The sequence below is a fragment of the Aeromicrobium stalagmiti genome (genome assembly GCF_013283745.1).
GTDB classification, from domain to species: Bacteria; Actinomycetota; Actinomycetes; order Propionibacteriales; family Nocardioidaceae; genus Aeromicrobium; species Aeromicrobium stalagmiti.
Window position 1 is genome coordinate 517929 of the sequence record NZ_JABSTZ010000001.1, and the last position, 13065, is coordinate 530993.

Below are 13065 nucleotides of genomic sequence, written 5' to 3' on the forward strand. Positions count from 1 at the left end.
CAGGCGCCGGCATCGCCGCGACCGGGGTGCTCGACGATCCGTGGCTGATCGGCGGGATCGTCGCGGCCGCGGTGGTCGCGATCGCCGTCCGCAGCCTCGTCCGGCGGCGTCGCGCCAGCCGATCAGCTGGACAGCCGGCCGGCGAGACGGTCGCGGAACGCGGTGCTCCGGTCGTCGAGACCGGTGACGACGACCTCGGCGCCGCGAGCCTCGTACCGTGCCTGGATGGCCTCGATCACCGCGACCGATGACACGTCCCACACCTGACCCTCGCTGAGGTCGATCACGACCGTCGACGGGTCGTCAGGGTGGCCGAAGTGCTCCGGCAGGTCGTGGCTGCTACCGAAGAACAGCGGGCCGACCACCCGGTAGTGCACAGCCGCTCCGTCGTCGGTCACCGAGCGGTGGACGCGAAGGACGCCGGAGACCCGGCGCGCGAACAGCACGAGCGCCAGCAGGACGCCCACGGCCACACCGGCCGCCAGGTTCTCGGTCAGCACGACCGTGGCGATCGTGACGACGAGCACCGCGGTCTCCGACAACGGCATGTGTCGCAGCGTGGCAGGCCGGACGCTGTGCCAGTCGACCGTGTTGATCGCCACGATCATCATCACGGCTGCCAGGGCGACCATCGGGATGTGGGCGACCAGCCCGCTGAGCACCGTGATGAACAGCAGCAGCGCCAGACCCGCGACCACCGTCGAGAGCCGCGTGCGGGCGCGGCCGATCTTCACGTTGACGATGCTCTGACCGATCATGGCGCAGCCCGCGATGCCGCCGTAGAACCCGGCGAGGACGTTGGCGACGCCGAGCGCCCACGACTCGCGGGTCTTGTTCGACCGGGTGTCGGTCAGGTCGTCGACGACCTTCGCCGTCAGCAACGACTCGAGCAGCCCGACGAACGCGACGCTCAGGGCCGTCGGCCAGATGATCCGCAACGTCTCGAGGTCCAGCGGCACGTCGAGGGGCGTCCAGCCCGGCAGACCGCCACCGATGGCACCCTCGTCGCCGACGTCGGGGACGTGGGTCGTCATGACCCAGGCGATGGCGGTCACCACCACGATCGCCACCAGCGGCGCGGGCACCGCCTTCGTGAGGCGCGGCAGACCGAGCACGATCGCGACCGTGAGGGCGAACAGCACGTAGGCGACGACAGGGACGTCGACGAGGTGGCGCACCTGGGCGGCGAAGATCAGCACCCCGAGCGCGTTGACGAAGCCGAGCATCACCGAGCGCGGGACGAACTTCATCAGCCGGGCCAGCCCCGTCACGCCGAAGGCGATCTGGACCGCTCCGGCCAGCACGACCGCCGGGAGCAGGTACTCGACCCCGTGGTCCTTGACCAGCGGCGCCACGACCAGGGCGACGGAGCCGGCTGCCGCCGTGACCATCGCCGACCGCCCGCCGAGGAAGGACATCGAGATCGCCAGGACGACCGAGGCGACGAGGCTGACCTGCGGGTCGACGCCGGCGACGACGGAGAAGGAGACCACCTCGGGCACCAGGGCGAGCGTCGTCAGGATGCCCGCCAGGACCTCGGCGGAGACGACGCGCGGATCGCGGAGGGCACGCCGCAGCGTCCTGGCTTGCTCCATGGTCCTGGCTCCTGCGCTCGAGGTGTGGCTTCCCCTCGCGAAAGCGTCTCCGCCCAGTCTAGATCGAGGTGACCAACGGCACGACCGACGAGTTGGGAGTCGTTGATCGGGCGAGATAGTATGACGTCCTAGGGATTTACTAGGACGTCCTAGTGACTGATCCCAGCGAGTGAGGGAGCAGCATGAGCGGTATCGAGAAGGTCGGAGTCATCGGCGGAGGGCTGATGGGATCCGGCATTACCGAGGTCGCCGCTCGCGCGGGCCTCGACGTCGTGGTCATCGAGATCAGCGCCGACGCCGCCAAGGCCGCGGCCGAGCGAGTCGAGGGGTCGCTGCGCAAGGCAGAGTCCCGCGGCAAGATCGAGCCCGCCGAGGTCACCGCCGTCCTCGACCGCATCCGCTTCGAGACCGATCTGGAGACCCTGGCCGACCGCGACCTCGTCGTGGAGGCCGCGTCCGAGGACGAGAAGGTCAAGCTCGAGCTCTTCCGCACCCTCGGCCAGGTGCTCACCCAGGACGATGCGATCCTGGCGTCCAACACGTCCTCGATCCCGATCGTCAAGCTCGGTGCCGTGTCCGGGCGCGCCAACCACGTCATGGGCGTCCACTTCTTCAACCCCGCCCCGGTCATGCAGCTCGTCGAGCTCATCCCCTCGCTGACGACGTCCCCCGACACCCTCGACCGCATGCGCTCGTGGGTCACCGAGACCCTGGGCAAGAAGCCGATCGACGCGACCGACCGCGCCGGCTTCGTCGTCAACTCCCTGCTCGTGCCCTACCTGCTGTCGGCGATCCGCATGTACGAGGCGGGCTACGCCTCGGCCGCCGACATCGACCGCGGCATGGTGCTCGGCTGCGGCCACCCCATGGGCCCGCTCGCGCTCTCGGACCTCATCGGCCTCGACACCGTCAAGGCGATCGGCCAGTCGATGTACGACGAGTTCAAGGAGCCCCTCTACTCCCCGCCCCCGTTGCTCGACCGCATGGTCGACGCCGGCCTGCTCGGCAAGAAGAGCGGCCAGGGCTTCTACGGCTACGAAGGCTGACCCCATGAAGAACGGAACCACCATGACCGATGCACCCGACATGTTCGTGCTCTCCGAGGAGCACCAGGCGATCCGCGAGGCCGTCCGGGCCGTCGCCGAGAACAAGATCGCGCCCTACGCGGCCGACGTCGACGCCAACGCCCGCTTCCCGCAGGAGGCTGCTGACGCCCTGCTGGCGTCCGACTTCCACGCCCCCCACGTGCCGGAGGAGTACGGCGGAGCCGGGGCCGACGCCCTCGCGACCGTGCTCGTGATCGAGGAGGTCGCCCGCGTCTGCGTGTCGTCCTCGCTGATCCCCGCCGTCAACAAGCTCGGCTCGCTGCCCGTCATGATCGGTGGCGGTGAGGAGATCAAGGCCAAGTACCTCTCCAAGCTCGCCTCCGGCGAGGGTGCGTTCTCCTACTGCCTGTCCGAGCCCATGGCCGGCTCGGACGCCGCCAACCAGCAGACCAAGGCCGTCCGCGACGGTGACGACTGGGTGCTCAACGGCGTCAAGCGCTGGATCAGCAACGCCGGCTGGTCCGACTACTACACGGTGCTGGCACAGACCGACCCGTCCAAGCGCACCAAGGGCATCACGGCGTTCGTCGTCGAGAAGTCCGACGAGGGCGTCTCGTTCGGCGCCCCCGAGAAGAAGCTCGGCATCAAGGGCTCACCGACGCGGGAGGTCTACCTCGACAACGTCCGCATCCCCGGCGACCGCATCATCGGCGAGGTCGGCGAGGGCTTCTCGATCGCGATGAAGACCCTCGACCACACCCGCGTCACGATCGCCGCCCAGGCGGTCGGCGTCGCGCAGGGTGCGCTCGACTTCGCGCTCGGCTACATCCAGGAGCGCGAGCAGTTCGGTCACCCGATCAGCGACTTCCAGGGCATCCAGTTCATGGTCGCCGACATGGGCATGAAGATCGAGGCCGCGCGTCAGCTGACGTACGCCGCTGCTGGGCGGTCCGAGCGCGGCGACAAGGACCTCACGTTCTTCGGCGCAGCGGCCAAGGCGTTCGCGTCCGACACCGCCATGCAGGTCACGACCGACGCCGTGCAGCTGCTCGGCGGCTACGGCTTCACGGCCGACTACCCGCTCGAGCGGATGATGCGTGACGCCAAGATCACCCAGATCTACGAGGGCACCAACCAGGTGCAGCGCGTCGTCATGGCCCGCCAGCTGCTGGCTGGGGTGCAGTCGACGCTCTAGGTCCGGCCCGGTCAGAATGGTCGGGTGACCTCGCCCCTCGATGCCGCCCGTTGGCCGCAGCACACCGAGCGACTCGTGCTGCGGCGGACGATCGAGGGCGACGCGGCGAAGATCTTCGCCTACCGCTCACGGCGCGACGTCAGCGAGTGGATCGGCGGCTGGGCGACGGACCTGGCCGACTTCGAGGAGCGTCTCGGCGACGGCTCGACGACTGTCGTGGTCGAGCACGACGGCCGGGTGGTCGGCGACCTCATGGTGCAGGTCAGTGATGCCTGGTCCCAGCGCGAGGTCAACGACGACGCGAAGGGCACGCAGGCCGAGTTGGGCTGGACGTTCGACCCGGAGCACCACGGTCTGGGGCTGGCCACCGAGGCGGTGCGCGAGCTGATCCGCCTGTGCCTCGACGACCTCGGGCTTCGCCGGGTCACGGCTGTCTGCTTCACCGACAACGAGCCGTCGTGGCGCCTGATGGAGCGCCTGGGCATGCGTCGCGAGGCCCATCACGTGCGGGGCTCGCTGCACCGCGATCACGGCTGGCTCGACGAGTACGTCTATGCGTTGCTCGCCGACGAGCCGCGGGGCTGACCGCCCTACTTCGTCGCCAGCACCTGCACGTGGCAGGTGCCGCCCGCCTCGGGCGCGGGCACCTTGTTGATCGCGAACCCGACCGAGCCGCCGGCGCCGACGTTGGGCACCTGCTTGGTCTTGGCAGGCTGCTCGCCACCCGTCGCCTCGCCGATGAAGACCGTGACCTGGAACGTGACCGCGGCCTTGCCACCGTTGACCAGGAAGCCGGACGCCTTCCACGTGCCCTTGCTGTACTTGTCGCACCGGAACCGCATGAGGGCCTCGGGTGCGGGAGTGCCCTTCGGGCTGACCGTCGTCGGCTTCGTGGTCGCCGCGGTCGTGGGAGCGGTGGTCGCGGTGGGCTTGGCGGCCGGCTCGTCCGACCCGCCGCCGCAGGCTGCGAGCACGAGGAGGAGAGCCACCGCTGCCACACGCATGAAGCCATCCCACCACGACCGGGCGCCGCGGCGGCGGAGGCTCGCTCCCGCCCTGTAGCGTCTCCGCATGAAGTCGAAGCGCGTCGTGCGCCGTCTGGTCATCGAGATCGCCGGCTGGACGCTCGTCCTCGCCGGCATCGCAGCCCTGGTCCTGCCGGGACCCGGTCTCCTCGGGCTGTTCGCGGGCCTCGCGATCCTGTCCCAGCAGTACGAGTGGGCTGAGCGCCGTGTCCGTCCCGTCGAGATCATGGCCTACCGGTCGGCGGCCCAGAGCGTGCAGACCTGGCCCCGGATCATCGGCAGCACCCTCGGTGCCCTGTCGATCGGCGCCGTCGGCATCGTGTGGGGCATCGGTCTCGACGTCCCCGAGTGGTGGCCGCTGGACGACAAGTGGTGGCTGCCGGGCGGCTGGGCCACCGGCGCGACGCTCATCGCGTCATCGCTGATGGCGCTGGCCCTGATCGTCTACAGCTTCCGCCGGTTCCGCGGCGTCGAGGATCCCGTGGGCGAGGCCGAGCGCGCGGCACAGCCGCACGACGACGAGGACTAGACGCTGTCGTCGACCGAGAACCAGGTCAGCACCGGAGCGGCGGCCAGCAGCGGGCCGAGATCGGTGATCTGCCCCGGTCCGGCGCGGAACTCGCGATAGACGGCGTCGTGCGCGAGCGACTCCCACGTCTCGTACGCGATCCAGTGCGCCGGGTCGGCGTGGTCGACGAGGACGTCGACGCCGAGGTTGCCGTCGAACGCCCGCGTCTCGGCGAGCACCCGGCTCAGGACGGTGCGCGCCTCGTCGAGGGTGTCGGGGTTGAGGCGCAGCTCGAGTGTTGCGGTGATCGCCATGTCGTTCCTTCGCTCGGGGTTCGGCCACCAGCCTAGGCACCAGCCGCCAGTCGTTCGATCCGCCGCAGCGCCACGGCGCACACCGCGAGATATCCCGGCGCCCACCACGGGACGCCGAACGTCACGACGCAGCCACCTGCCGTCGGCCTCACACGATGGTCGGTGGCAGGCACGCCGGCGACCGACCACGCCCACCTGCGCCCCTCCTCGAAGTGGGTCACCTCGAACGGGAGCGACACCCCGACCGCCGTCCGCACCGTCCCGCGCGCGCCTGCTCGGACGACGCCGCCGGGCACCGTCGCACCCGCGACGCTCGGCCCCCACTCCGGCCACGCGGCCACGTGGGTCAGCAGGTCCCAGACCACGGTCGGCGGGCTGGCGATCTCGCGTGACACCGAAGGTCCCATCTGTCGATCGTAGGCAGCCTCGAGGTGCAACGCTCGCGCAGCGATCGGCAGGGTAGACAATGAGGTGACCCGCGCCACACTCCGGAGGTTCCCGTGCTCTTCCCCCTGACCGTCCGCGACTTCCTCGACCGAGCCGTCACGGTCTATCCCGATCGCATCGCCGTCGTTGACGAGCCCGACCAGCCGGCCGAGTCGTGGGGCGAGATCACGTACGCCGAGATGGGTCGGCGCGCCAAGGCCCAGGCCGCGGCCCTCGACGTGATGGGCGTGCCGGTCGGCGGCCGGGTGGCGATCGTGTCGCAGAACTCCGCCCGCATGCTGACGTCGTTCTTCGGCGTCTCGGGCTGGGGACGCGTCCTCGTGCCGGTCAACTTCCGGCTCGCGGTGGCCGAGATCCGCTACATCATCGAGCACTCCGGCGCCGAGGTCATGATGGTCGACCCCGACCTGCGCCACCTCGTCGACGAGGTCGAGTGCAAGCGCACGTTCGTCCTCGGCGAGGACGACAACACGATCTGGGGTGGGACGGGCGAGCCGCAGCCGTGGGAGGGCGACGAGAACGCCACCGCGACCATCAACTACACCTCCGGCACGACCGCCCGACCCAAGGGCGTGCAGCTGACCCACCGCAACAACTGGCTCAACGCGACGGTCTTCGGGTGGCAGGCCTCGGTCTCGGACCGCGACGTCTATCTCCACACGCTGCCGATGTTCCACGCCAACGGCTGGGGCCACCCGTTCGCCGCGACGGGCATGGGCGCGACCCACGTCGTGATCCGCCAGATCGACGGTGGCGAGATCCTGCGCCGGGTCGAGAAGCACGGGGTCACCTACATGTGCGCAGCACCCGCGGTCGTCGCCGCGGCTCTCGACGCCGCGAAGACCTGGGACGGCGAGATCCCCGGACGCGACCGCGTCCGCATCATCGTCGCCGGCGCCCCGCCCCCGACCCGCACGATCGAGCGGGTCCGGGACGAGCTCGGCTGGGAGTTCATCCAGATCTACGGCCTCACCGAGACCTCACCCCTGCTGACGATGAGCCGCATGCGCGCGGAGTGGGACGACCTCGACCCGCACCAGCAGGCCGTCAACCTCGGGCGTGCAGGTGCGCCCGCGATCGGCGTGCGGATGATGATCGACGACATGGGCGAGGTGCTCGCGCAGTCCAACCACAACCTCGCGTCGTACTGGGACAACCCCGAGGCGACCGCCGAGGCGCAGGCCGGCAACTGGTTCCACACCGGCGACGGCGGCACGTTCGAGGACGGCTACATCACGATCGCCGACCGCAAGAAGGACGTCATCATCACCGGCGGCGAGAACGTCTCGTCGATCGAGGTCGAGGACGCGCTGATGTCGCACCCGTCGGTCAAGGAGGTCGCGGTGATCGGCATCCCCGACGAGAAGTGGGGCGAGCTCATCACGGCACTCGTGGTCCTCGACACCGACGAGGACCCCGTCGACCAGGCCGGGCTCATCGCCCACTGCCGCGAGCACCTGGCCGGCTACAAGTGCCCCAAGCGCATTGAGTTCCGCGAAGAGCTCGCGCGTACGGCGACCGGCAAGCTGCAGAAGTTCAAGCTGCGCGAGGAGTTCTGGAAGGGTCACGACCGCCAGGTCAACTGACCAGCCGTTCATGCAGCCGGCGTTGCCGGCTGGGGTCTGGTGGTCCAGTGCAGGAGGCCGTGGCCCTTGTAGCCGTGATGTCGCCTGCAGAACGGTCCGAGGTTGTCACCCCGGGTGGGGCCCTCGGGGAATGGTTGTCGGTGATCGATGTCGCATCGTTCGGCCGGGACCATGCAGCCGGGCCCCTGACACGTCCCGTGCAGGAACCTCAACGCGATGGCCAGGATGTCAGGGGCGAACCGGCCCAAGTATTCATGGGCCAGGACATCGTCGGTGACGGGGTCGGTGATGATCCGGTGCCAGAACGTGCTCCCGGTGGCGGCGACCTCCGCGATCCACCGCGCCGGAACAGCCCACTGACCGTCAGTCGACTCGGCGAACCCCGGCACGGCGCCGGCCAGGACGTCCGCACCGATGCTGACGGCAATGTTCGCGTCGACCGCCGAGGTCGCAGCCACTTCCCCGTCCCTTGAGCTGGTCGAAAGGCACCAGGCGACCAGCAGATCAGCCTCCCGCTCCGCGACCGTCCGGCCGTCGTCGGGATCGGTGCCGCGGCGGGCCTGGTCGCGGAGGCGGGCCTCGATCGCCGCGAGCTCGTGCGACGGCAGATAGGCGTTCAACCACCCCATGCAGTCATCACCATGGGAGACCGACACATGCCGCCGGGCTCGTTCGTCATCGGCACGCCCGACAGCCAGGTCGGCCTCGACCCGCCGCACGAACGACCGCAACCACGCCCGCAGCTCACCCACCGTGTGGGACTCCGCATAACCAACCACCCGCTGATCGAGGCGGTGCACCGAGTCAGCCCGCTTCAACCGGCCGATCGTGTGCCCGATCTCGCGGACCCGGGCCAGATCGATCCGGCCCTCACCGAACGCCAACCACGTCAACGGCGACTGGTCCCGCACCATGTCAGCCACCGACAACCGGTGCTGGACCTGTCCCTCGCTGAACCCCATCGCCTCACCGATCGCCAACGCGACCGCACCACGCTCCACCAGCCGCCGCATCGGCGACTCGACCAACGCGATCCGCTCCAGCTCCCGGTCACGGAAGTCCAGCATCGCCAGCACCTCACGCGCCTCAGCCCGCGCCCGCTCACGAACAACGTCAGTCAAGACGTCAGTCGAAGCAAGCATCAAGGTGGCCATACATCCAACCTAGACGCCACCACCGACACCCCTCTTCCCCGCGATCACAGCCTGTGGACAACACACGAAGACTGTCGAGACTTGCTCCGAACAGCCGCTACATTTCCCTCCACACGAGCACACGCGGTGAACTGACGCTGATCGGGAGCGAGTCGGCGAAGCCGCGCCAGGCGGTTCGAGCCGCAATCACCTCGTCGCCCTCCGGGTCCGACACGATCGGCTCTTGCCCATCCCTCGACGTACCGGTTGATAACGATAGATTATTAACGATATTCAACGGAAAGAGTCAACACATGAATGCATGGGTCGTTCGAGCTCTACGGGCAGTCATAGCCGCCGCGATGGCAGGATCGGTCGTTGTCCAGGTCGCGATGGTCTCATTGTTGTGGCTGGACACCGATGAGGCACCCACCACCTTTCCGGTCCTGCTGGTGATCATCGGCGTGCTGGGAGTGGCGACATTGCAGGTCGTTGCAATCTGCATCTGGCGGCTGGTGACGATGGTGAGCCGCGGGACGGTCTTCTCCCATGGTGCCTTCCGATACGTCGACCTCGTGATCGGCGCGCTCAGTACGGCCGCGGCGCTGGTGCTCGCCGTTGCAGTCGTGGCGAGGTTCGCCAATCACGCCACGCCCGGTGATGAAGTCGCTCCTGGCCTGGTCGGTCTCGTCACCGGGCTCGCCATAGTCGTGGCAGGTGTGGCGCTGGTCGTATACGTCATGAGAGCCCTCTTGGCGCAGGCGGTGGAACTCGACTCCACAGCCAGCCACCTTCAGTCTGAGCTCGACGAGGTGATCTGAGTGCCGATCGTGGTCGACATCGATGTGATGCTCGCACGCCGCAAGCTGGCCGTCGGCACCCTCGCGGACCTTGTCGGGATCAGCCCGGCCAACATCGCCGTTCTCAAGAACGGGCGGGCCAAAGCCGTACGTTTCACCACGCTGGCCGCGCTGTGCAAAGCGCTCGAATGCCAGCCCGGAGACCTGCTGCGCTGGGAGCCTGACGCGGTCGATGACGGTTCCGAGCCGGTCAAGCACCCCGTCCAGGCCTGATAAGGGTCCAGAGGATGGCTCAGCGCTACGAAACCACTCTCGGTGGCCTGACATCCGACGTCGGGCCCCGGCACGGCGACCGATTTCTTGAGGCCGTCGTCATAGGAGGACGAAGGTTCCTGTCTGACTGCGCGCCCGCTCATCCGAGGCCAGCGAGCTGACGCATCAGCAACGGACCGTCGAGCAGGCCCACGCAGGCCTCGGCCTCGGACCCGGTCGCTCGTGCCGGCTCGCCTCGCGACTGATCCGAAGGTCAGCCGGCGAGCCTGTGGTGGATGATCGGACAGGTCCGCGACCGGGTGCCCGGCGCGTGGACCGCGACCGCGACGTCCATCGTCGGCTGGTTCGTCCTCGACTCGACCACCTCTGTAGCCCGGGGCTACCCCGGCAACGCGTTGCTCAATGCGTCCATGATGATCGTGCTCGGCGCCGGGCTCTGGCTGTCCCGCCCCGTCCGCGGGTCGAGGACTATCGCTCGGAGCCCCGACACGGGATACTGACAGTATGACTGTCACGAACCTGACCGACCCGCTGACGCTCCCCTGCGGCCAGGTGCTGCCCAACCGGCTCATGAAGTCGGCCCTCAGCGAGGTGCTCGCCGACCGCGCCAGCGCACCGGACCACCGCCTCGAGCGGCTCTACGGCACGTGGGCCGCAGGCGGCTACGGGCTGCTCGTGACGGGCAACGTGATGGTCGACGGCCGGCAGATGGGCGAGCCGGGCAACGTCGTGGTCGAGGACGAGCGCCACCTCGACCGGTTGACCCGTTGGGCCAAGACCACGCAGGACCACGGCGTGCCGCTCTGGATGCAGATCAACCATCCGGGACGCCAGGCCAACCCGCTCAAGCTGCGTCACCAGCCCGTCGCGCCCAGCCCGATCGCCGTGAAGGTCGTCGGCGCCAGCACACCCCGTGCGCTGACGGGCGAGGAGATCGAGGACATCATCGACCGGTTCGCGACGACCGCTGCCGTCGCCGAGACCGCCGGCTTCGACGGGGTGCAGGTGCACGCCGCCCACGGCTACCTCGTCGCGCAGTTCCTGTCGCCGCTGTCCAACCAGCGCGACGACGAGTGGGGCGGCGACCCCGAGCGCCGGATGCGATTCGCCCTCGAGATCGTCCGGCGCGTGCGGGCGCGCGTCTCACCCGGATTCGCCGTCGGCATCAAGCTCAACTCCGCCGACTTCCAGCGCGGCGGCTTCACCGAGGAGGAGTCGCGCGACGTCGTCGCAGCGCTCGCGACCGAGGGCCTTGACCTGATCGAGGTCAGCGGCGGCAGCTACGAGTCGCCGGCCATGATGGGCTCCGCCGCCGCGAGCACGGTCGCGCGCGAGGCGTACTTCCTGGAGTACGCCCGTGCCGTCCGCGACGTCGCCGGCGGCGTGCCGCTGGCCGTGACCGGAGGATTCAGGACGCGCACCGCGATGGAGTCGGCGCTCGCGTCCGGCGACTGCGACCTCATCGGCCTCGGCCGACCGACCTGCACGACGCCCGACGCGGCCAACGTGATCCTCGGCTCGCCCACCGCGCGGGTCGATTCGCACCAGGTCGGCTACAGCAAGACCGGGCTGCTGAGCCGGGTCACCGACATCAAGGCGTTCAACAGCCTGGTCGACCTCGGCTGGCACGAGGACCAGCTGCACCGCATCGGCGCGGGCAAGCAGCCCGACACCGGGCGGTCCAAGCTGGCGACGACGGTGTCGCTCGTGCGTCGCAACGGTCGCGAGGCGTTCACCCGCCGCCGCTCCTGACCGCACCGCTAGGCTGACGCACCACGTCGAGCAGACGTTCGGGGGGACGGATGAGTGAGGTCGTGGTCAATGCCGCAACGCGGGCCGAGCTGCTCGCGCAGGCCACGGCCGACGCGGCCGAGGCCGAGCGGAGGCTCTTCTCCCTGCGACGCGCGCTCCCCCTCGCGGCCTGGTCGCTCGGCCTGATCATCGCCGTGATGACCGACGCCGATCCCCTGGCCGTCGACCTGCTCTTCTTCGTCGCGCTCGCGGGGCTGTGGTGGCTGGTGAGTGCACTCGTCCGAGGGCCGTCCTTCGCGGGGCACCTGGTCGCTCTGGTCGCCGTGGTCGTCGCCGGCGCCGCGCTGAACCCGGTCGTCGAGGAGCACAACGGGCGGCCGTCCGACCCTGCCTACCTGATCCTCTGCGCCATCGCGTTCGCCGGCACCGCATGGACCGCCGCCACGTACGTCGGCGGTTCGCGGCACCTCGCCCGAGCGGCCCGAGCCGCGCACGGCCGCAGACGAGATCCGCGCTACCGCGCTCTCCCGGCCGGCGAGATCGACCTCGCGGAGGCCACGATCTTCGACCTGCGGGACCGGGCAGATTTCGACGACGCCAGCTTGACGGTGGTGGCGCTCGCGACCGCCCGGCTCTACAGCGTGCGCGCCGCCGGTCCGTCGATGCTGCTGACGCTGAGCCTGATCTTCGGCATCGTCGCGGCGGTGCAGCCGTGGCTCTCGGACGTCCGCTGGCCGGCAGTCAGCCTGCTGTGCGCGGTCCTGCTCCTCGGCACCTGGTGCTGGACGTTCTTCGTCGACATGCTCCGCACCCAGTGGCGACGCCAGGGCGAGCAGGGCCGGGACTCCGCCGAGAGACAGCTCTACGGCCTGCGGCGACACCTCCTCGCCGGGGAGTCTGCCGACCTCGAGCCGACACCCAGCTGGTCGCTGCTGGCAGGCTCCGGCGGTCTCGCGTTCGCGGCCCTGTCCGCCTCGATCCTGGTGGTGCGCATCCGCAGTGCCAGCGCCCTCGTCCTGGTCGTCACCGGGTTCATCGTCGTCGTGACGACGACTGTCGTCGTGGCAGTCGTCCTGTGGCACCGCTCCCGCACCCGCGTCTATGCCCTCGACGGCATCGGCGACTCGGTGCTGCAGCTGCCGTCGCGGCCCGTGACGCTCTCGACCACCGGCGAGGGCCTGCTGATCAGCGACCCCTCGGGCCGGTCGACCGACCACCTCGTGCCGAGCCGGGACGTGCTCGCCGTCGTCCCCCTGCGCGTGGCCGGTCTGGTCGGCCCCTCGAGCGTTGGCATCATCACGACCGGCACCCCGATCGTCCTCACCGGACGCGGCATCACCACCCACCCCGCCCTCGCTGACGAGACCTTTAGCGCCCTTCGCCCGACTTGA

The 13065-nt window shown here is 69.5% G+C and carries 15 protein-coding genes; 10 read left to right on the forward strand and 5 right to left on the reverse strand.

Translation table 11 applies throughout. From position 1 onward, the window contains the following. Positions 1-122 precede the first annotated feature (122 nt). Positions 123-1595 carry a SulP family inorganic anion transporter gene (locus HQK15_RS02495; RefSeq protein ID WP_173489846.1) on the reverse strand — a complete coding sequence of 491 codons (1473 nt, stop codon included), beginning with the start codon at positions 1593-1595 and terminating at the stop codon, positions 123-125. Positions 1596-1786: 191 nt separating this feature from the next. Between HQK15_RS02495 and HQK15_RS02500 the strand changes: the two genes are divergently transcribed. From HQK15_RS02500 to HQK15_RS02510, 3 genes are read left to right on the forward strand one after another with little or no spacing between them, the layout of a single operon-like run. Next, positions 1787-2641 carry a 3-hydroxybutyryl-CoA dehydrogenase gene (locus HQK15_RS02500; RefSeq protein WP_437340243.1) on the forward strand — a complete coding sequence of 285 codons (855 nt, stop codon included), beginning with the start codon at positions 1787-1789 and terminating at the stop codon, positions 2639-2641. A 4-nt stretch (positions 2642-2645) separates the two neighbouring features. Continuing rightward, the gene (locus tag HQK15_RS02505; protein WP_437340235.1) at positions 2646-3836 is read left to right on the forward strand and encodes an acyl-CoA dehydrogenase family protein; all 1191 of its coding nucleotides are present in this window, start codon (positions 2646-2648) and stop codon (positions 3834-3836) included. 24 nt (positions 3837-3860) lie between these two features. Beyond that, positions 3861-4421 carry a GNAT family N-acetyltransferase gene (locus HQK15_RS02510; RefSeq protein ID WP_173489848.1) on the forward strand — a complete coding sequence of 187 codons (561 nt, stop codon included), beginning with the start codon at positions 3861-3863 and terminating at the stop codon, positions 4419-4421. A gap of 5 nt (positions 4422-4426) precedes the next feature. Here the strand turns inward: HQK15_RS02510 and HQK15_RS02515 are convergent, their stop codons facing one another. Continuing rightward, positions 4427-4840, reverse strand: a complete 414-nt coding sequence (locus tag HQK15_RS02515) for a hypothetical protein (RefSeq protein WP_173489849.1) — start codon at positions 4838-4840, stop codon at positions 4427-4429. A gap of 67 nt (positions 4841-4907) precedes the next feature. On the opposite strand from HQK15_RS02515, the gene HQK15_RS02520 reads away from it, so the two are divergent. Beyond that, positions 4908-5390, forward strand: coding sequence for a PGPGW domain-containing protein (locus HQK15_RS02520; RefSeq protein WP_173489850.1), 483 nt, complete (start codon positions 4908-4910; stop codon positions 5388-5390). On the opposite strand, the gene HQK15_RS02525 is transcribed toward HQK15_RS02520, so the two are convergent. Beyond that, positions 5387-5683, reverse strand: coding sequence for a putative quinol monooxygenase (locus tag HQK15_RS02525; RefSeq protein ID WP_173489851.1), 297 nt, complete (start codon positions 5681-5683; stop codon positions 5387-5389). The two genes, HQK15_RS02520 and HQK15_RS02525, sit on opposite strands and share 4 nt — an antisense overlap. Before the next feature lie 32 nt (positions 5684-5715). Then, positions 5716-6090: an SRPBCC family protein gene (locus HQK15_RS02530; protein WP_173489852.1), complete on the reverse strand. Its 375-nt coding sequence runs from the start codon at positions 6088-6090 to the stop codon at positions 5716-5718. A gap of 93 nt (positions 6091-6183) precedes the next feature. Between HQK15_RS02530 and HQK15_RS02535 the strand changes: the two genes are divergently transcribed. After that, positions 6184-7716: an AMP-binding protein gene (locus HQK15_RS02535; RefSeq protein ID WP_173489853.1), complete on the forward strand. Its 1533-nt coding sequence runs from the start codon at positions 6184-6186 to the stop codon at positions 7714-7716. Between the two features lie 8 nt (positions 7717-7724). On the opposite strand, the gene HQK15_RS02540 is transcribed toward HQK15_RS02535, so the two are convergent. Beyond that, positions 7725-8837: an HNH endonuclease signature motif containing protein gene (locus HQK15_RS02540; protein ID WP_254450663.1), complete on the reverse strand. Its 1113-nt coding sequence runs from the start codon at positions 8835-8837 to the stop codon at positions 7725-7727. Between the two features lie 326 nt (positions 8838-9163). Here HQK15_RS02540 and HQK15_RS02545 point away from each other — a divergent pair, with 326 nt between their 5' ends. The 5 genes from HQK15_RS02545 (at position 9164) to HQK15_RS02565 (ending at position 13065) form a co-directional block, all read left to right on the forward strand. Further along, complete coding sequence (locus HQK15_RS02545) at positions 9164-9670, forward strand: DUF2975 domain-containing protein (RefSeq protein ID WP_173489855.1); 507 nt, start codon at positions 9164-9166, stop codon at positions 9668-9670. After that, on the forward strand, positions 9671-9922 hold the full coding sequence (locus tag HQK15_RS02550; RefSeq protein WP_173489856.1) for a helix-turn-helix domain-containing protein: 252 nt from the start codon (positions 9671-9673) through the stop codon (positions 9920-9922). It abuts the gene before it with no gap. Between the two features lie 275 nt (positions 9923-10197). After that, entirely contained in the window at positions 10198-10422 is a 225-nt protein-coding gene (locus HQK15_RS02555; RefSeq protein ID WP_173489857.1) for a hypothetical protein, read from the forward strand. 4 nt (positions 10423-10426) lie between these two features. Continuing rightward, complete coding sequence (locus HQK15_RS02560; RefSeq protein WP_173489858.1) at positions 10427-11674, forward strand: NADH:flavin oxidoreductase/NADH oxidase family protein; 1248 nt, start codon at positions 10427-10429, stop codon at positions 11672-11674. Between the two features lie 50 nt (positions 11675-11724). Beyond that, positions 11725-13065 (forward strand): hypothetical protein, encoded by a 1341-nt coding sequence (locus HQK15_RS02565; protein ID WP_173489859.1) that lies wholly within the window; start codon positions 11725-11727, stop codon positions 13063-13065.